Annotated in this window: 17 protein-coding genes and 1 tRNA gene; 6 read left to right on the top strand and 12 right to left on the bottom strand. The window is 64.9% G+C overall.

The window, feature by feature from the left end:
• Positions 1-10 precede the first annotated feature (10 nt).
• Both M2336_RS09310 and M2336_RS09305 read left to right on the top strand, forming a co-directional pair.
• On the top strand, positions 11-2,113 hold the full coding sequence (locus M2336_RS09310) for a PQQ-dependent dehydrogenase, methanol/ethanol family (protein ID WP_264574743.1): 2,103 nt from the start codon (positions 11-13) through the stop codon (positions 2,111-2,113).
• 132 nt (positions 2,114-2,245) lie between these two features.
• Positions 2,246-2,557 carry a hypothetical protein gene (locus tag M2336_RS09305; RefSeq protein ID WP_264574742.1) on the top strand — a complete coding sequence of 104 codons (312 nt, stop codon included), beginning with the start codon at positions 2,246-2,248 and terminating at the stop codon, positions 2,555-2,557.
• Positions 2,558-2,640: 83 nt separating this feature from the next.
• Here M2336_RS09305 and M2336_RS09300 read toward each other — a convergent pair whose 3' ends face one another.
• The 9 genes from M2336_RS09300 to coxB all read right to left on the bottom strand — a co-directional run bounded on the left by M2336_RS09300 (position 2,641) and on the right by coxB (position 13,559).
• Positions 2,641-4,770 (bottom strand): PQQ-dependent dehydrogenase, methanol/ethanol family, encoded by a 2,130-nt coding sequence (locus tag M2336_RS09300; RefSeq protein WP_264592899.1) that lies wholly within the window; start codon positions 4,768-4,770, stop codon positions 2,641-2,643.
• A gap of 14 nt (positions 4,771-4,784) precedes the next feature.
• The gene (locus M2336_RS09295) at positions 4,785-5,579 is read right to left on the bottom strand and encodes a nuclear transport factor 2 family protein (protein WP_264592898.1); all 795 of its coding nucleotides are present in this window, start codon (positions 5,577-5,579) and stop codon (positions 4,785-4,787) included.
• The gene (locus M2336_RS09290) at positions 5,576-6,373 is read right to left on the bottom strand and encodes a nuclear transport factor 2 family protein (protein WP_264574739.1); all 798 of its coding nucleotides are present in this window, start codon (positions 6,371-6,373) and stop codon (positions 5,576-5,578) included. Before M2336_RS09290 ends, M2336_RS09295 begins: the two co-directional genes overlap by 4 nt.
• Positions 6,370-7,080 carry a nuclear transport factor 2 family protein gene (locus tag M2336_RS09285; RefSeq protein WP_264574738.1) on the bottom strand — a complete coding sequence of 237 codons (711 nt, stop codon included), beginning with the start codon at positions 7,078-7,080 and terminating at the stop codon, positions 6,370-6,372. The genes M2336_RS09290 and M2336_RS09285 overlap by 4 nt, the downstream gene beginning before the upstream one ends.
• Positions 7,077-8,879 carry an SMP-30/gluconolactonase/LRE family protein gene (locus tag M2336_RS09280; protein WP_264592897.1) on the bottom strand — a complete coding sequence of 601 codons (1,803 nt, stop codon included), beginning with the start codon at positions 8,877-8,879 and terminating at the stop codon, positions 7,077-7,079. The genes M2336_RS09285 and M2336_RS09280 overlap by 4 nt, the downstream gene beginning before the upstream one ends.
• Positions 8,876-9,913, bottom strand: coding sequence for a hypothetical protein (locus tag M2336_RS09275; RefSeq protein ID WP_264574736.1), 1,038 nt, complete (start codon positions 9,911-9,913; stop codon positions 8,876-8,878). The genes M2336_RS09280 and M2336_RS09275 overlap by 4 nt, the downstream gene beginning before the upstream one ends.
• A 225-nt stretch (positions 9,914-10,138) precedes the next feature.
• Positions 10,139-10,456 (bottom strand): hypothetical protein, encoded by a 318-nt coding sequence (locus M2336_RS09270; protein WP_264574735.1) that lies wholly within the window; start codon positions 10,454-10,456, stop codon positions 10,139-10,141.
• Positions 10,453-12,906: a cytochrome c oxidase subunit I gene (gene ctaD, locus M2336_RS09265; protein WP_264574734.1), complete on the bottom strand. Its 2,454-nt coding sequence runs from the start codon at positions 12,904-12,906 to the stop codon at positions 10,453-10,455. The genes M2336_RS09270 and ctaD overlap by 4 nt, the downstream gene beginning before the upstream one ends.
• Positions 12,903-13,559: a cytochrome c oxidase subunit II gene (gene coxB / locus M2336_RS09260; protein WP_264574733.1), complete on the bottom strand. Its 657-nt coding sequence runs from the start codon at positions 13,557-13,559 to the stop codon at positions 12,903-12,905. The genes ctaD and coxB overlap by 4 nt, the downstream gene beginning before the upstream one ends.
• A gap of 36 nt (positions 13,560-13,595) precedes the next feature.
• On the opposite strand from coxB, the gene M2336_RS09255 reads away from it, so the two are divergent.
• Positions 13,596-14,108, top strand: a complete 513-nt coding sequence (locus M2336_RS09255; protein ID WP_220128507.1) for a DUF2231 domain-containing protein — start codon at positions 13,596-13,598, stop codon at positions 14,106-14,108.
• Here the strand turns inward: M2336_RS09255 and M2336_RS09250 are convergent.
• Positions 14,078-14,575, bottom strand: a complete 498-nt coding sequence (locus M2336_RS09250) for a CopD family protein (RefSeq protein WP_264592896.1) — start codon at positions 14,573-14,575, stop codon at positions 14,078-14,080. The genes M2336_RS09255 and M2336_RS09250 overlap by 31 nt on opposite strands.
• Positions 14,572-15,219, bottom strand: a complete 648-nt coding sequence (locus tag M2336_RS09245; protein ID WP_264592895.1) for a cytochrome c oxidase assembly protein — start codon at positions 15,217-15,219, stop codon at positions 14,572-14,574. The genes M2336_RS09250 and M2336_RS09245 overlap by 4 nt, the downstream gene beginning before the upstream one ends.
• Positions 15,220-15,484: 265 nt before the next feature.
• On the opposite strand from M2336_RS09245, the gene M2336_RS09240 reads away from it, so the two are divergent.
• The 3 genes from M2336_RS09240 to M2336_RS09230 all read left to right on the top strand — a co-directional run bounded on the left by M2336_RS09240 (position 15,485) and on the right by M2336_RS09230 (position 17,087).
• Positions 15,485-15,823 (top strand): hypothetical protein, encoded by a 339-nt coding sequence (locus M2336_RS09240; RefSeq protein WP_264574731.1) that lies wholly within the window; start codon positions 15,485-15,487, stop codon positions 15,821-15,823.
• Positions 15,824-16,014: 191 nt separating this feature from the next.
• Positions 16,015-16,088: transfer RNA gene (locus M2336_RS09235), tRNA-Gly, on the top strand.
• Positions 16,089-16,268: 180 nt separating this feature from the next.
• Positions 16,269-17,087 (top strand): hypothetical protein, encoded by an 819-nt coding sequence (locus M2336_RS09230; protein ID WP_264574730.1) that lies wholly within the window; start codon positions 16,269-16,271, stop codon positions 17,085-17,087.
• Between the two features lie 45 nt (positions 17,088-17,132).
• On the opposite strand, the gene M2336_RS09225 is transcribed toward M2336_RS09230, so the two are convergent.
• Positions 17,133-17,888, bottom strand: a complete 756-nt coding sequence (locus M2336_RS09225) for a competence/damage-inducible protein A (protein WP_264574729.1) — start codon at positions 17,886-17,888, stop codon at positions 17,133-17,135.
• Positions 17,889-17,913: the final 25 nt, after the last annotated feature.

Here is a 17,913-nt window from a genome sequence, read left to right as displayed (position 1 = left end):
GGGAGAGGATATGAAGACGCACGGGCTTGCTATTCTGGCCGCAACGGCGCTGCTGGGCGCCAGCGCTTGCCAGATGACGACCTCCACCACTTCGGTGGCGACGGAAGCCGGCATCGGCCACGGGCAGATGGTAAAGGCAGATGATCAGCCCGGCCAATGGGCATCCTACAGCCGCACTTGGGACGAACAGCGCTACAGCCCGCTCGACCAGATCAAGGACAGCAATGCCCATCGCCTCGGCCTCGCGTGGTTCGACGATCTCGACACCTATCGCGGGGTGCAGGCGACGCCTCTGGTGATCGATGGCGTGCTCTTCAACGAAAATATCTTCAACGTCGTCACGGCCTATAATGCCAAGACCGGCGAGAAATTGTGGGTGTACGACCCCAAGGTCGGCAAGGAATGGGCCGGCCTCGCCTGCTGCGGCCCCTCCTCGCGCGGCCTTGCCGCCTGGGGCAACAAGATCATCATCGGCGCGCTGGATGGGCGGCTGATCGCCATCGATCGCAAGACCGGGGCCGAGCTCTGGTCCGCGCAGACCTTCGATCGCAAGGAGCAATATTCGATCACCGGCGCGCCGCGCGTCTATGACGGCAAGGTGATCATCGGCAATGGCGGCGCGGACTATGGCTCGCGCGGCTTCGTGGCCGCCTATGATGCCGAGACCGGCAAGCGGCTGTGGAAATTCTACATCGTCCCCGGCAACCCCGCCAACGGCCCGGACGGCGAAGCCTCCGACAGCGCGATGAAGATCGCCGCGCCGACCTGGCACGGCAAATTCTGGGAGACCGGCGGCGGCGGCAATGCGTGGGACAGCTTCGCCTACGATCCCGAACTGAACCTCGTCTACATCGGCACCGGCAATGGCAGCCCGCAAAGCTGGCATCACCGCAGCGACAGCAAGGGCGACAATCTGTTCCTCTGCTCCATGGTGGCGGTGGATGCGACCACGGGCGCCTATAAATGGCACTACCAGATGGTGCCCGAGGAGGACTGGGATTATACCTGCACCCAGCCCATCGTGCTCGCCGACCTCAAGATCGACGGCAAGCTGCGCAAGGTGGCCATGCAGGCGCCGAAGAACGGCTTCTTCTACGTGCTGGACCGCGCGACCGGCGCGCTGATCTCCGCCAAGAGCTATGTGTCGGTCAACACATGGGCCAGCCATGTCGACATGAAGACGGGGCGCCCGGTGGTGCTGCCCACCGCGCATAACACGACCACGCCGCACATCATGAGCCCGAGCTGGATGGCCGCGCACACCTGGCACCCGATGAGCTACAGCCCCAAGACCGGGCTGGTCTATCTCTCGGCGCAGGAGCAGGGGTCGATCTACGCCAACCAGCCGGACGGTGCGTACCAATATGTGCGCGGGCGCAACAACACCGGCTTCGATCATGCCAACCAGCCGGAGCTACGCAAGCAGCTGATGAACGAGATCATGGCGAGCGAGAAAGGCTATCTGCTCGCCTGGAACCCGGCGACGCAGAGCGAGGCCTGGCGCGTGCCCTATCCGCATCCCGGCTCAGGCGGCGTGCTGACCACGGCGGGTAACATCCTCGTGCAGCCGACCATCAACAAGACCGTCGCCATCTACCGGGCGGACAACGGCCGAAAGCTCTGGGAAATGAACGTCGATCAGGCCGGCGTCGCGGGCGCGATGACCTATATGATCGACGGCGAGCAATATATCGCGCTCAATGTCGGCTGGGGCGGCTCGCCGGTCTATAATCTCGCCAAGGATGGCCCCTTCCGCTTCGCCACCGCCAAGCTGCTGGTGTTCAAGCTGGACGTCAAGGGCGTGACACTGCCGCCGATGAAGACGCAGGAAGAGACCGCCTATCTGCCCCGCCAGCGCATCCCTGCCGAGGTCGCCGCGCGTGGTGCGGCTCTCTATGGCGAGACCTGCAACCGCTGCCATGGCGACAATGCCGTCGGCGGCATCAAGGATCTGCGGCGGATGAGCAAGGACGCGCATGACGGCTTTCTCGACATTGTGCTGAACGGAACCCTGCTCCACAAGGGCATGCCCAATTTCAGCGGGGTGCTGACCAAGGCGCAGGCCGAAGACATCCACGGCTATCTCATCACCCGTGCTCAGGAAGACTGGTAAGGGCACGGGAACGGGCACCCCGCGCCGACGTTAGACCATGAGAGACAACAGGCGTGGGACGAGATCATGACGAGACAAGCGAAAACCGATAAGCCGAAATCGGCAACCCCGCGCCGCGCGAGGACCAAGGCCGTGAACCCGCGTCAGCTGCCCGTGGTAGTGGAGCATGAGAAAAGCACGACGCAGGTCATTGCCGACAAGGCGGTCAAGACCGGCCGCGCCCTTGGCAAGACCAGCGTGCGTCTGGCGCAACCGATCGTCAAATCGATCAAGCATGAGGATAACCGCACGCTCGCCAAGATGGTGGTCGCAGCGGTGACGCCGCGCCTCATCAACTACGGCCTCCGCTTTGCGGTCCGCAATCCGGTGCTGACCGTCGCCGGCATCTTAGTGACCGCGACCATCATCGGCTCGCAGGATGATGGGGCCCAAGAGGAGAGCTGAGCTCTTCTCCGATAGCGGCACACACGCAAACGCCGGGGTAAAACCCCGGCGTTGCTGTTTACGGCTGAGGGCGTTCAGGGCGCTTAGTGCGGCCCCTTCCCGTCCGACACGCCGCCCCAATCCTCATTGGCCCGCGCGATCAGATAGCCATGGATCGCCTCGGCATCCTCGGCCGAGATGAGGTCCGCAAAGCTCGCCATGCCCTTGTCGGCATAAAGGCCCTTGAGCACGATGTCGTTGAACTTGGCGTGCGTCTCGCGCGTCATCATCCGCAGATCCTTGACGCCGCCGATCGCCTGCTGGCCGTGACACACCGCGCAGGTCTCGGCGAAGAGCTGCGCCCCGCGTGCGACCTGCGCCTCGCTGGCGCGGAGCGGTGGCGGCTCCGGCGCTTTCGCGGCCGGCTGGAGTGCCGGCAACTGCGCCGTGCCGCCCAGCTTGAACACGATCAGCCGGGCCGGCGCACGTGGCATCTCGATGCCCTGCCCGCGCTCGACCATGGCGGCGCCCCCGCCCCAACCAGCGTTGACGGCGACATATTGCACGCCATCCAGCGTGTAGGTGATCGGCCCGGCCACCGGCGCGCTCTGCACCGGCATTTCCCAGAGCAGCTTGCCGTTGCGGGCATCGAAGGCCGCGAAGGTCTGGCGCGTCGTGCCCTCGAAAACGAGGTCGCTGCCCGTGACCATCACGCCGCCATTGCCGTGGCGCGGCAACGGAATCTTCCAGGCAGCCTTCTGCTTCACCGGATCCCAGGCCAGGAGATAGGCCTTGTCCATGGCCACGGCCCCTTTCATCAACTCGCCACGCTTCTTCGCCGCCTCGCCGGTATATCCACCCCAGCCTGCATTGGAGCGGAACGGCTTGGGCTGGAAATCGGGATCGAGCGCCAGCACCATGCCGGATTCGTAGAGCGGGAAATAAGCCAGCTTGGTGCGCGGACTATAGGCCATGGGGAACCAGTTATGCGCGCCGCCCGGCCCCGGCTTCACCAGAAACGGATCCTGGCCATAATGCGCATCCGGGTTCATCTTCGGGCGGCCGGTCTTGGGATCGATGCCGAGCGTCCAGTTCGCCGGCGCAATCTGACCGGCGGAGATAAACTCGCCCGTCGCGCGGTCCAGCACGTAGAAATAGCCGTTCTTGGGCGCCTGCATCAGCACCTTGCGGTCCCGTCCGCCGATCTTCAGGTCCGCAGTGACGATGGATTGCGTGCAGGTGTAGTCCCAGTCCTCCTCGGGCACCATCTGGTAGTGCCAGGCATATTTGCCGGTCTCGACATTCACCGCGACGATGGAGCAGATGAACAGATTGTCGCCCTTGCCGTTGCTGCGATAATGCCAGGAGAGCGGCGACCCGTTGCCCGTGCCGATATAGACCAGCTTGAGCGCAGGATCATAGCCGATGCTGTCCCACGCATTGGCACCGCCGCCCAGCTTCCAATAGTCGCCGGACCACGTCTTGCGGATCATCTCCATGACATTGTCGGACGCTGCGCCATCCGGCCCCTTGGCGGGATCGCCGGGGGTCAGGTAGAATTTCCAGGCTTCCTTGCCGGTGTCGGCATCGTAAGCCGCGACGAAGCCGCGGATGCCCATGTCGCCGCCGCTATTGCCGACCACCACCTTGCCGTCGAACACGCGCGGCGCGCCGGTGATGGTATAGGGCATGTCCTTGGGCGTGCTCTGCACCGACCAGACCGGCTTGCCGTCCGCCGCATTGAGCGCAATCACCCGCCCGTCCAGCGTCGCGATGATGACCTTGCCCTTCCACAGCGCCAGGCCCCGCGCCACCGGCTCGCAGCAGGCATAGCGGCCGAACTCGCGCTGCACCTGCGGATCATAAGTCCACAGGCGCTTGCCGGTGCGGGCATCATAGGCAATCGTGATGTTCCACGGCAGCGTGTTGTAAAGCACGCCATCAGCATAAAGCGGCGTGGCCTCGACACCCCGGAAGGTATCGAGATCGTCATACCAGGCGATGCCGAGCTGGCTGACATTCTGCGCGTTGATCTGGTCGAGCGGGCTGTAGCGCTGGGCGCTGTAAGTACGCCCGTCATGCAGCCACTCCGTGCCGTCGGTCGCCTGCGCCGCCATCCGCGCGCTGTCGACCTCGGCCCGGCCGCTCGCCTGCAACTGCGCCATGAACGCAACCATCAGCGCGCCTAGAACCAGCACGGCTATCCCCACCGCACCGGCGGGCCGTCTCCACATCGCCATCATCGCGTTCAGTCCTTCGGCGGCTGGCCAATCGGCTGCGATCCATCGACCCAGCGACCGACCTTGAGCGAGTCCATCTGCTCCTTCGTGCCCGGCGGGCGGTGATAGGCGCCGACTTCATCCCGATCCGGTGTGAACACCTTGCCGGAGACCGGATTGGGATAATGGAATGGCACGATGTAATAAGCAGGATAGGTCAGGTAGACGACCGAGGGCGGCAGATCCGGCGGCGGATCGAACTTGTCCGGCCAGGTGTTGTTCATCGCCCATTTGCCCCAGCCTTCCCAGCTTGTGTACATGGTGAAGGGACCGGTCAGGCGGCTGATCTTCCAGACGCCATTCTCCTTACGATATTCATTCTCGTAGAGCGGCAGGCCCCAGCCGCCATTGCTCATCACGAAGGCGCGCGCCCGCACCCAGCCGGTCTTGCCGTCTGCGGAAATGTCCGGGATCGGCTGGAACTGCATGTGGTTGGCGAGTGCACCCTTCTTGGTGCCGTCCGGCCCGAAGGCCTTCTGCATATATTCGAGCACCCGCGCCTTGCCGAGGAAGATGCCCTTGCCGCCGATCTCCAGCGTGGCATCCTCGGTGAACAATTCGGACAGCGGATGCCATTGGCTTTTGTCAACGAAGTAGCCGTAGCTGCGCTGCAGCTTCTCGATGGCGTTCATATCCTCCAGCCGGGTAATTCGCTCGTCGAGCGCGGCCAGCCGCTCCGCCGCTGTCTGGGCGGCGACTGGCGTGGTGGAGAACAAAGCGGAGGCGGCAAGGAAGGCCGCGACGATGCGTGTCCGGTTCATCATGGCTGCCTCATCCCCTTGGCTGCGCTGCTTTCTTCCCGCTTGCCGGTCTCCATGCCCCGTTCGGGCCGGCCGACGATATCGTCCCCGTCCATCGGCAGGTTCTTGAGCGGCGCGCCGGTGACCGGGTGACTGTAGCTGAAGGCCGGGAGGTAAGCGTTCGGGAAGGAACGATAGACCTCCGTGGGCGGCTGATCCGGCGGGAAGAGCGCGCTCGGCCCCTCCATCTGGATCGCATATTTGGCGAAACCGAGGTCGTAATCGGTCATGGCCGTGACGTAGAAGTGTAGTTTGTCGAACTTCCAGACGCCGCCTTCCTTCACATAGCGGTTTTCATAGAGACCGACGCCCCATTTGCCGTTCTCGCCGGTGCGCCCGAGCATGACCATGCCCTGCCAGCGCCCGGTCGCCGTGCGGCCATCGGGCGCGACGACGACGATGGGCTGCAACATCATATGATTGTTGAGGCTGCCCGCGCTCAGCCCCTGCGGACCGAAGAGCAGCATCGCCTGACGGATGCGGGCCGGGCCGATATAGACCCCGCGCTGCCCATATTCGAACTGGCCGCGCGCGGCGAACAGGTCTGCCGCCTCGTTCCACAGGCCCTTGTCGAAATAATAGCCGAAGGTGGCGGTGAGGTTCTCGATGGCAAGCTGGTCCTCCAGCGCTTGCACCCGCTTCTGATAGGCGGCGACCTTGCCCCGCAGCGCCGCGTCACTCTGGGCGGCGGCGGGCGCAGGCGCCGTGATGACAAGGCCGCCAATCAATGCGGCCATGATGCTGGTGCGAGCGCTCATTGCACGGTCTCCGACACGGGCTGGCCAGTCACGGGATTGGGCGCGTGGAATGGCGGGAGCGTGCGATCCGGGAAGGCGCGCGTGCTGGTCGACGGGCGATCCGGCGGCATGGCCTTGCTGGCCGCGCTGCGTGTCAGCCCCTCACCGGGCTTGAGGCGTGCCCAGCCCTTTTCATAAGGCGCCACGAAATTGATGTAGAGGTGCAACCGCGCGATCTTCCACACGCCGTCCTCCTTCACATAGTCGTTCTCGTAAATGCCGTCGCGCCACTCGGCGTGCTGCTTGTGCTGGCCGAGCATCCCGAGGTCGCGCCAGCGCGCCTTGGCGCTGCGGCCATCGGGCGCGACATCCACGACCGGCTGGAGCGTCACCCACTCATTGAGCTGGCCATAGATCAGCCCATCCTGCCCGCCATGCAGGGCCTTCAGATAATCGCGGATGCGGTCCTTGCCGATATAGACACCATCGGCGCCGATCTCGATGCTGCCCTTGTCCGCGAACAGGTCGGCGGCGTCCTGCCACAGGCCCCGGTCGAGATAATAGCCGAAGGCGCGCTGCAGCTTCATCACGGCGCGGGCGCCCTCCAGTTTCTCGACGCGCGTGGTGAGCGTGTCTATCTCGCGATCGATAGCGCTCTGGGCCTGTACCGGCCCGGCCGCGACGAGCAGCGCGCCCAACCCCAGCGCCAGCCATGCCGCGCGGCTCATCGCAGTTCTCCCATCGGCACGGCCCGCAAGGCGAAGGCGCCTGGGTCCTGCCCCTTGAGGGCGGGATCGAAGAGGAAGCGGCCCTTGCTCTCTACCGCATAGGCAAAGCCACGGAAGTGGGTGACGCCGGGCACGCCGTCCATGCCATCCTTGAGCAGTTTCACGGTCACGTCATCCCCTTCGATGGTGAGCAGGCTGATCCGCCCTGCCGGCACTTCGGCCTGCAGGAAGCGATTGCCCCCGATGGGCCGCAGGCCATCCGGGCCGTTGAGCGGCTGCGAGACATTGAGCTTCGTCAGGCCGGCAAAGCTGCCATCCCCTCGCCGATTGACCCGCAGCATCGTGTTCTGCCGGACATTGTTGACGTAGAGCGTGCCATCCTCGCTGAAGGCGATGCCATCGACACCGCCGAGCAGGGCCTTGTCCTCGACCAGCAGCGACACCGCCTCTGCACCCGGTGCAAGCGTGAAGATGCGCCCATTGGTGGTCTCGGCGATATAGGCCGTGCCGTCTTTGGCGAGCGCGATGTCGTTGCAGGCGCTGGCCGGCGCCGGCATCTCATAGCGCTTCTTGAGATCGCCCGATGCGAGGTCGAAGGCGACGAGCGCGGACACCGCCCCTGCCTGCCCCATCGGCACCGAGCAGGCCCAAAGTGTGTTGGTCCGCTCGTCGACGAGCACGCCCAGCACCGCCGCCAGCTTGTTCTTCTCGTCCGGACGGATCCAGGCGACGGCCTGCGTACTGCCCGGCACGGCGCGGTAGATGTTGCCCTTGAAGCTGCTGATGTAGAAATTGCCCTTGGAATCGACGTCGGCATTCTCGGGGAACACGCCCTTGTCCGCGACGATGATGTCCTTCGGCAGCGGCTTGGCGAACGGCGCGGGCATGAGATAGGGCACTTCGTTGGAGATCGTCTCGATCCGCGCGATGCGGCCATTGGCGATCTTGAAGATGCTCACGAAACCGACGGTGCGCGCATAATGCGCCTCGGCCGGGTAGCTCTGGCCGTCCCGCCCGGTGAACTGCATCTGCGCCCCGGAGAGGTCGCGATAGCCGATCGCAGCGACCAGCCCGCGTGCCTCATCGATGGCCACGACCTCATGGCGCAGAGCCTCGACCTCACCGAACAGGCCGCGCGTCAAAGGCGCCGCACAGCCGGCATCCTTTGCACTTTTGGCGGCCAGCAAACCGGTCACCGGCACGCCATTCTCGATGGTCGTGCAGCCCTTGTCGAAGCTGACCGCCGGTCCTTCCCCATTCGCGGCGACCGAGGAGAAATAAGCATCGACCAAAGCCTTCATCTGACCGCGCGGCAGACGTGCCTTCGGGCTGAGGCTGCTCGTCAGGCTCTTGGCCGGCGCGTAGGTAACCGGATCACCGAAGGGCTGGCGCCCCTGCTTGCGCCGGATGACGGATTGCACGGCGGCAATCCTGCCGCCCTCCGTCGCCATGTCCATGGCGTAGAAGCCGGGCTGGCCATGATCCTCGACAGAACCGAACCAGACCACGCGGCCCGTCTGGCTGTCCGTCACCACCAGCGGCGCATCATCGACCGCCTTGATGGTGACCCAGGAGTTTTCGCCGATGCGCACCGGCACGCTGTTCTCGGCGTAGAGCACCGGGTCGGCCCATGCCACGCCGACCGGATCGGCCTTGGCTATCGCGCTCATAAAGCTGCCCGCGAGCTGGCTGAGGCAGGCGGAGTCGCAAGGCGCAGAAGATTGTGCCGTGGTCTGCGCCATGGCCGGCGCGGTGACGAGCGCGCAGAGCGCGGCTGCGGTGAGAAACGCGCGCCTCATTCGCCCTGCTCCCCATGCTCGCGGCCGGTCGCCCAGGGATTGTGCATGAAATAGGGCACATAGGTGAACACGGCCTCGATCTCCTGAATCGCGCCGTCTCTCACGCGGAAGGCTTCCAAGAGCGTGATCGAGTTCGGCCATTTGAGCGCGGTCTTCATCTCGCGCCCGTCGGTCAGCTTGTAGCGGTCCACCTCATTGTCATGATCGAAGAAGCCGGAGGCAATGACGACGCCGCGCTCCTCGTCGACGAGAGGGAAGCGCCTCTCGCGGATGCGCTTGTTGATGTAGTAGATGCCGAGCTTGAACTGTTCGAGGCAGCCCGAGGCCAGCGAAGCCGCATTGCCATTCGCGCCCGGCTCGGCGGAAACGCCCTTGCCCGGCGCGGTCGTGCTGATGCCATTCTCCAGCCGCCCGCAATCGCCCGTGAACGGCGCGAACACCGTTCCGTCATTTCGCTCGACGGTGTTGAAATAGCTCTGCGCCACCGCAATCAGCCGCGCCCGCGAGACGCGCTGATCGGGCGGCAGAACCTCGTTGAAGGCAGGGTGATGCGCGACCTTGTCCGGATCGCCAAAGGGCGCCGGCAGACCCGTGCGGCGATGCACGACCGTCTCGATCTGGTCGATCTTGTCGTCTTGCACGCGCATCCGCATCGCATAATATGCGGGCTCGCCATGCTCCCACACCACGCCGAACCAGGCGACCTGCCCGGTGAGCGGATCGGCGGCTTCGAGGCCCGTCGGCGCGACCTTGCTGATCGAGCGCCACAGACCCTTGCCGATCGGGATGACGACATTGTTCTCGGTAAACTGCACGTCTGCCGCGAGCTTGAGGGACGAAGGGTCCTTCTTCGCCAGCGCCGCCATGTAATCGCGCGCATAGCCGATCAGACAGTCGCGGTTGCACGTCGGAATATTGACCGCACTGCGCTCGCCAAAGGCCTGCGCCATGGCTGGTGTCGCCGTCGTTGCCAGAAGCGCGGCGCCTGCCGCGACCATCAGCCGCGTGTGCCAGCGGTGAACCCTGTTGCTCACAAATTTCCCCTCCTGTCGCCTTCCGCCCAGCGATGCCTGCACTGATCGCTTGTTACGGAGCGGGGCCACCATAAGGGGCGTTTCGCGCGCTTGTCACGCGCTGAAGGTCGGAAAAGTCACGGATTTCCAGATCAGCCCGGCGAATGTCCGGCTCGATCAAGGTCGCCCTGAGGGGCCGGCGTCGAGAGGGCGTCGGGCGACGCCTTCTCCCGTCAGGGCGAGCCCTCACGTGCAGATGGTCGCGGTGAGGACCGGTATGCCGGTATACAAGATGCTGACCAGACCGGTGGCGGCGCTGGCAAAGGCCAGCCAGGCCAGCAGGTCCATACGACCGGAGCGGGGCCGAAAGACCCAGCATAGCCATGCCGCCGCACCAACCGAAACCAGGTAGATGACGACCAGCACCACCCGCGCGGCGCTCACGCTGGCGAGGCCGGCATCGTCCCAGCCCCAGGCGCAGGCGAGGCCCTGCACGGCATATAGCAGCGCGAATGCCGCCGCCCAGGCGATCAGCCCTGCCATCGCTCTGAACAGCGCAGTCATGCCAGCAGTCCGGGAAGATGGGTGCACATGAGCGTGATGGCGCAGACGGCAATGGCATAATCCGCCCAGAGCCGCGCGATCCTGGGCTCGGCACCATGGGTAGCGGCCACAAATCCTGCCCGACGCCGTTGCCAGACGAACAGGCCGATCAACAGAGCGAGTGCCGCATGCAACATGGCGTAGCCGAGCAGCGCGGCCACCACCGCCCCATAAGCATGCAGCGTGGGCGCGGGGGCCAGCAGCCAGGCCGTCACGATCAACGCAGCCAGCAACGTCGCCAGCCCACTCCCGGCAATGGCAACATGGCGCAAGCGGCGGCCGAACAGCGTGGTCACCCCCGCCCCCGCGAGCCCCGCCAGCAAAATCGGGAGGGAAGGCAGGACGAGCGCCGGCGGGGGCCAGTTCGGGGCGATGATCCAGAGAAAGGCATGGCCGAACAGGAGCGCGCCGAAGAAAGTACCGTTGGCGAACAGCAGGAACACGCTGCCCCACCAGCCGGGCGATCCGCCTCTCTCGGCATGGGGCGGCGCCTCGACCCCATGTCCGATGGGCAGCGCGCCGCGAACCTGCTTGTCGCCAAGGAGCCACGCCCAGCGCCAGCCAAGCGCCGCCAGCAGGATGAGCGGCACCGGCGTCAAGATGTAGAGCTTGAACAGCATCAGCAGGAAGAAGCTGCCGGTAACCATCGCCGTCCACAAAGGCAGCGTCGTGTTGCCCGGCAGGACGACGATGTGCTCCACCCGCCCGCTTGCCGTGTCGACGGCCAGCGTCTCGCGCCAGCCATGGCGCGGCTCGGCGAGATAGCCCTCCCCGCGCGCCAGCGAAAGCGCAAGGTCGGGCGCCTTTTCGAGCGGCTCGCGGTCATCGACATGGGGCAGGCTCGCGATGTTGTAGGATGGCGGCGGCAGCATCATCGCCCATTCCAGCGTGCCCGCATTCCACGGATTGCGGCGGGTGCGCGGCGCGTGGAAAATCTGCAGCGCGATATCGATGACGAACAGGGCCACGCCGGTCGCCATCACAAAGCCGCCGACCGACGAGAGCAGATTATAGCCCGTCCAGCCGAGCCCCTCGGGATAGCTGTCGATGCGGCGGGGCTGGCCGAGCAGGCCGACCAGATGCATCAGGAAAAAGGTCAGGTGAAAGCCGGTGAAGATCAGCCAGAAGGCTGCCTTGCCGAGCGTGTACCTATACTGCCGCCCCGTAAAATGCCCGAGCCAGTAATAGGCCGCCGCCAGCATCGGGAAGACGAAGCCGCCGATCAGCACATAATGGAGATGCGCGGTGACGAAGGCGCTGTCATGCGCCTGCCAGTTGAACGGCACCATGGCGACCATCACGCCGGTCAGCCCGCCCATCACGAAGGTGACAAAGAAGCCGATCAGGTAGAGCATCGGTAGCTTCATCTGCGGCCGGCCGGCCCATAGCGTGCCCAACCAGGCAAAGATCTGCACCCCGGTCGGCACCGCCACCAGCGTCGAGGCGGCCGAGAAAAAGGCCAGCGCCATATGCGGGATGCCGACGGTGAACATGTGATGCACCCACAGCCCGAAACTCAGGAAGCCGAGCGCGAGGATCGCCGCCACGATCCAGCCATATCCAAGGATGCGGGTCCGCGCCATGACCGGCAGGATCGTCGAGATCGCGCCGGCGGCGGGCAGGAAGATGATGTAGACCTCCGGGTGGCCGAACAGCCAGAAGAGGTGCTGCCACAGCAGGGAGTCCCCGCCCCGCGCCGCATCGAAGAACGGCCAGCCAAACGCGCGTTCCAGTTCGAGCAGGATGGAGCCGAGGATGAGCGGCGGGAAGCCGATCAGCATCATCAGCGCGGTCACCAGCATGTACCAGGCGAATAGCGGCATCCGATCCAACGACATGCCCGGCGCCCGCAATTTGAGGATCGAGACGACGATGTCGACCGCCGTCACCATTGCGGAAATCTCCACAAAGGTGATGCCGAGCAGCCAGAAATCGGAATTGATCCCCGGCGAATAGGGTTTGGAGGAGAGCGGCGTGTACATGAACCAGCCGGCATCGGGCGCGATGCCCAGCAGCATCGCCACGATCAGCATCGTGCCGCCGAACAGATAGCACCACCAGCCATAGGCCGTGATACGCGGGAAGGCGAGATCACGCGCGCCCAGCATCTTGGGGAGCATGTACATCGCGAACCCTTCGAACATCGGGATCGCGAACAGGAACATCATGATGCTGCCATGCATCGTGAACAGCTGGTTGTAGATATCCGGCCCGACAAAGGCGCTGCCCGGCGTCGCCAGCTGGGCGCGGATCAGCATCGCCAGCAGGCCGCCGATCAGGAAGAAGATGAAGGCGGTTACCATCAACCGCACGCCGATCACGCTATGATTGACCGTCGAGATGGTGCCCCGCCAGCCGCGCGGCGTTCCCCAGATGCGCTCTAGGGCACGGTGAAGCTGGAGCGCCTTCACTGCCCCTCCCCCGCAACAAAGCGCGCCCAACCCGCTGGATCATGCGCGACGACGCGGAAGGCGTGACCCGTGTGCCCCGGGCCGCAAAACTCGGCGCACAGGCCATGATAGACGCCCGGCACGCTGGCCTCGATGCGCAGGACATTGCGATGGCCGGGAATGGCATCCATCTTGCCCGCGAGGCGCGGCACCCAGAAAGCGTGAATGACGTCGAGCGTCCGCAGTTCGACATCGACCGGCTGGCCGGCGGGAATGTTGAGCACATCCTGCGTGACGACACCGCCGGTGCGGCCGGGCTGCGTGAAGGTCCACTGCCACCGGCTCGCTTCGGCAACGACGCGCAGGGTCTGCGCATCGTTGCGCGGCAGCAGCCGCTCGCCAATGACCAGACCATAAGCTAGCAGCGCGACGAGAACGACGGACGGGAAGATGAGCCCGCCGCCGATGATCCACCGCTTGGCCGAGGTCGGGCGCTCCAGTGAGCCGCGTCGAAAGGCGAGCGCGAGCAGCGCGCAGACCAGCACAAGGATCGCCACCGCCCCGGCCAGCATGACCCACCACAAGGACGCGATAGCATCCGCCGCCGGCCCTGCGGGCTCTAGCGTCGAGTAGCGGCCGGCACAGCCGCTGGAGAAAAACGCCGCGCCGGGCATTATGATCCGAGAGCGCAGACAGCGTAAAGGACGGCCATGCCCAGCACCGAACAGCGCGAGGATGCGCTGACCGACCCGATCAGCGCGAACCCCTCGTTCGATGACGCGGAATCGAAAATCGCCGTGTCCGGCCACCCCGTTCACGCCATGCTCGTCTCGTTCCCGATCGGCCTTGCGGCCTGCGCGCTCGGCGCCGATCTCTTCTACTGGTGGACCGGAGACGGCTTCTGGGCGCGCGCGGCGCTGTGGAGCACCGGCATGGCCTTTCTGATGGGCCTGCTCGCCGGCCTTTCCGGAACGGTCGAGCTGCTTAGCGTGCCGGGTATTCGCGCTCGTGCGGCAAGCTGGACGCACTTCATCGTCGCGATCACCTTGCTGTCCGTCCTCGGCGCCAATTGGGGCTATCGGCTGTCCGGCTATGAATCCGCCGTGCTCCCTTATGGCCTGCTGCTCTCCGTGCTGTCGGCCATTTTCGTGGCCTTTGCCGGGTGGCATGGCGGCAAGCTGGTGTTTGACTATCAAATCGGCACCTCGTCGACCGGCAATTGACGGCCGCGCGGCGTCGTCAGCCAGTCCGGCATGGTCAAGTCGATGGAGGGCTTGCTCAGCACGATCGCAAAGATCGCCGCGCACAGAAGGAGGGCGAGCAGCACGAGCGGCAGGATCGGTGAGGGCTGACGCTGATTGCCATGCTCGCCCATCCGCACGACGAGATTGCCGATCCAAGCGTGCAGCCCGACCAGCAGCCCCACGAACAGCAGCTTGCCGAACATCCAGGGCACGAACACTTCGCGCAGAAACAGCAGCGCCGTGCCGGCCGCAACCGCGATCACCGCAGCCGGGGTCAGCAAATGAGTATAGCCATAATGGGTGAAGCGGCGGATGCGCTGATACGCCTGCTGACCCTGCCCGCGCTCATGCTGCGCCAACAGCAGCGGCAAGGCGATCAGGCCGGCAGCCCACAACAGGATCGCGGCGATGTGCAATCCCTTGATGAGCGGAATCCACGCTGTCACGCGGGCGTCCACCGCCAGCCGTCGCTCCAAGCGCGCCGCGCGATCAATCCGGCGATCACGGCATAAGGCAGCATCGCCGGCACCCACATGATCAACCCGGCAAGCTGCTGATCGTGCAAGGGATCGATCCCATAAGTGAGGGGCGCAATGCGGTGATGGGGATAAAGCACGCGCGGCGCGAAGGTGATCAGCGCGCCCAGCAGGCCCATCTGCCCCACGCCAGCGGCAAGCGTGACCATCGCCGCCGGCCATGCCGCGCGCGCCGAGAGTATCGCGTGCCAGAACCAGATGGCGGTGCCGAGCAGGGAAATCTGCATCAGCCAGTACAGGGCATGATCATTGAGCGCCGCCGTGTAGAAAGCGGGAATGTGCCAAAGCCAGAGCGTGCCCGTGGATGCGGCGAGGGGCAGCGCCGCGCTGCCGGAGCGCCCGCGTGGCAAAAGAAGCGCGAAGACCGGCGCCGCGCAGGCGACCAGCAGAATGTGGTGCACGGTTCTCGCGGAGAACAATGCGCTAGCGAGGGCACAGAGCGGCGATACAAACGCGACCAGCAGAATGCCGCAACCGGCGGCGACGAGACCGGGCCGCTGTCGCCCGACGGTCGCGAGCAGCAGGATCGTCCCGCCCAGCATGGCGGCCAACAACCAGGGGTCGAAGTTCCAGCTGAGTAGAAGCCGGCTCGGATCCGGTGGTGCGCCACAATAAGGGATATTCGTGACGATTATACTTCCCCGAAAAGGTCCCAGGAGGAGATGAGCAGCATCCCCGCCGCCACATGCCAGACCAATTGAACCAACGCCGCCAATCCATGAGGGTTCCCGCCCGCTGGAACTGGCAGCACACTTGCGAGAAAGGTCCGCAGGCTAACACTGGCGTCGTCACCCCGTGCATCTGCATCTCGGAGGATTTATGGACATTTCTGAGGCCGGCGGTCGCACCATTGCGGCCGACATCGAAACCGCCTTCAACAGTACTGACCTGGCCCTGCTCGATCTGGCGCGGCTGACGACAAGTATCCTCGAAACCAAACGTACCACGGTGATTGAGCCGGCGCGCTTTCAAAAGCTGTTGGATGATATGTCTGCCGCTCTATCAAATCTCGTCGAGGGACGTCGCAAGATGGTCGCGGTGCACAGAGCGCTCGTCTTGATCAAACGGGAAAGCAACTTGGCTGAGGTCGACTTCGGATGTTTCGGTATTGCTAACAGAGCAGCCGGCAAGCAGCCGGTCGATTCTCAGCGAAGTTGATACCGTTCAAGCCCGACCTTTCGCGACTGCAACTTGGCTGCTCATGCGTTTCACGAGCCGCAGTGTCAGGCGCCGACCCGCGTCGTTCGCAAATTGACGCTGTGATGAGCCTATGCCATAGGCGTCGCCGCCGCCGCGGTTGCCAAAACGATGCAACAGGGACGGCCTGATCAGCGCGAAACGCCTGATTAGCGGGTGTAGCTCAATGGTAGAGCAGCAGCTTCCCAAGCTGACGACGGGGGTTCGATTCCCCTCACCCGCTCCAATTTCCAGAAATTCCTACCAGCATTAAGCCGCCGAACCGGTTGAATTTTCCCGCTCGCACGGTGCATTTGAGGGTGGCCGCTCCACTGCGCTTGATCCACGCAGCGGAGGTCGGCAGATTCAGCGCGTGATGGCCGCTTCCTGACTGATGCGGCCCATTCGTCGGCTCGGGAGACAAAGAATGCGATCAGCGCTGGCAGCCCTCGTCATGATGATCGGCGCGATGTTTCTCTCGAGCGCAGCGACTGCCCAGCCGGCGCAGGCCTCCTCCGGGGGCGAGCCGTCTTCCGCTGCCTGCGTGAAAGACTCGAACGTCGACAGTTGCTGGCAGGCTGGCGTCGCGGCGGAACGGCGGGGCGATGCACGCGCCGCCCTCGCCGCCTATGAAGCATCCTGCGACGCGGGTTTTCAAGTGGGCGGCTGCTATGAGGCCGGGAAGATCTATTTTCTGAACAGCACGCTGCGGGACTATGGCGCCGCGAAGGAGAAAATGGCGCGCGTCTGCGATTCATCCGACATCGGGATCGGCCCCTATGCCTGCAAATATCTGGGGATCATCTACCGCAGGGGCCTCGCCGGCCAACCACAGTTGGACAGGGCCTTCAACATCCTGTCCCGCGCCTGCTTCCTCCACAATGACAGCCCGTTCATCGACGGAAATGGCTGCGAAATCCTCGCGGATGACATTCCAGACGCTGATGCGTTGGGCGTCTCTGACGATGTGTGGGCGCCGGACTATATCGCTTATCTGGCCTTCGCGATGGGCTGCACCGACGACATGCCAGCACTCTGCACCCGCGCGCTGACGATCCATGACCGCGCCGTCGCCACATCGGCCGGTTGGCTCGCGCGCTGCGCCGAGGATGCCGGGGCAGTGCAGTTCTCGGGGCGATGCGGGGATCTCGCGCGCGCCGCTACCGTCGACAATTTCGACCAGCGGCAGGCGCTTCGCCGGCGCCTCGTGCGGATGTTCGTTCGCGCGACGGAGTATGCGGGATAGAGCACGCCCCCGCATCACCGCCAGGCGCGGGCCGCCCTCTGTGCGTCAGATACCGCCGTCGACCGGCTGAAAACCCGCCGCGACCAGCGCCGCGTTGAGATCGTCCACGCAGGCATCGAGCCGCGCCTGATCGGTGGCGCGGACTACGAAATTGGCCCCGACCTTGCCTTCGCGGAAGAAGGGATAGCTGCCGATCTGGCACCCCTCGTGCTGCCGCTCGATCTGGGCGAGCTGATCGGCAATCTCGCTTTCGGCCACATTGCAGCCAATGGTGCGCGAGAGCAGCGGCGCGCCGCCCTCGAGCTTGCCCGTCAGTTCCGCGAGCATGCCTGCCGTGATGTGCGGCACACCGGCCATGATGAAGATGTTGCCGACCTGAATGCCCGGGGCGCCGGAATAATGATTCGGGATCAGCGCGGCGCCCTCCGGCACGCGCGCCATGCGCAACCGCGCCTCGTTGATGCCGCCCCGCGAGGCGTAATAGGCTTCCAGGATTGCACGCGCTTCGGGATGGACGACCACGGGCACGCCCAAGGCAGCCGCGATGGAATCGACCGTGATATCGTCATGCGTCGGGCCGATGCCGCCGGTTGTGAAGAGATAATCGTTGCGGGCGCGCAGAATATTCACCGCCTCGCCAATCGCCGCCGCATCATCGCCCACCACGCGCACTTCCCGCAGGCGGATGCCCTGCACGTTCAGCCAGGTGCCGATCTGCGCCACATTGCGGTCCTGCGTGCGACCAGAAAGAATCTCGTCGCCGATCACGAGAAGGGCGGCAGTCCAGATGCGTTCGCTCATCGCCCGGCTTTAGACCCGGCGCCGC

Origin of the sequence: Sphingobium sp. B1D7B, assembly GCF_025961965.1 — a bacterium.
GTDB lineage: Bacteria > Pseudomonadota > Alphaproteobacteria > Sphingomonadales > Sphingomonadaceae > Sphingobium.
This window is presented reverse-complemented; position numbering and strand designations above follow the sequence as displayed.

What these genes read in the sequence shown, in the direction of transcription:
- M2336_RS09310 (WP_264574743.1), top strand. Translation starts at nt 11, where the DNA reads ATGAAGACGCACGGGCTTGCTATTCTGGCCGCAACGGCGCTGCTGGGC.
- M2336_RS09300 (WP_264592899.1), bottom strand. Translation starts at nt 4,770, where the DNA reads ATGTGGAGACGGCCCGCCGGTGCGGTGGGGATAGCCGTGCTGGTTCTA.
- M2336_RS09295 (WP_264592898.1), bottom strand. Translation starts at nt 5,579, where the DNA reads ATGATGAACCGGACACGCATCGTCGCGGCCTTCCTTGCCGCCTCCGCT.
- M2336_RS09290 (WP_264574739.1), bottom strand. Translation starts at nt 6,373, where the DNA reads ATGAGCGCTCGCACCAGCATCATGGCCGCATTGATTGGCGGCCTTGTC.
- M2336_RS09285 (WP_264574738.1), bottom strand. Translation starts at nt 7,080, where the DNA reads ATGAGCCGCGCGGCATGGCTGGCGCTGGGGTTGGGCGCGCTGCTCGTC.
- M2336_RS09280 (WP_264592897.1), bottom strand. Translation starts at nt 8,879, where the DNA reads ATGAGGCGCGCGTTTCTCACCGCAGCCGCGCTCTGCGCGCTCGTCACC.
- M2336_RS09270 (WP_264574735.1), bottom strand. Translation starts at nt 10,456, where the DNA reads ATGACTGCGCTGTTCAGAGCGATGGCAGGGCTGATCGCCTGGGCGGCG.
- coxB (WP_264574733.1), bottom strand. Translation starts at nt 13,559, where the DNA reads ATGCCCGGCGCGGCGTTTTTCTCCAGCGGCTGTGCCGGCCGCTACTCG.
- M2336_RS09255 (WP_220128507.1), top strand. Translation starts at nt 13,596, where the DNA reads ATGCCCAGCACCGAACAGCGCGAGGATGCGCTGACCGACCCGATCAGC.
- M2336_RS09240 (WP_264574731.1), top strand. Translation starts at nt 15,485, where the DNA reads ATGGACATTTCTGAGGCCGGCGGTCGCACCATTGCGGCCGACATCGAA.
- M2336_RS09230 (WP_264574730.1), top strand. Translation starts at nt 16,269, where the DNA reads ATGCGATCAGCGCTGGCAGCCCTCGTCATGATGATCGGCGCGATGTTT.
- M2336_RS09225 (WP_264574729.1), bottom strand. Translation starts at nt 17,888, where the DNA reads ATGAGCGAACGCATCTGGACTGCCGCCCTTCTCGTGATCGGCGACGAG.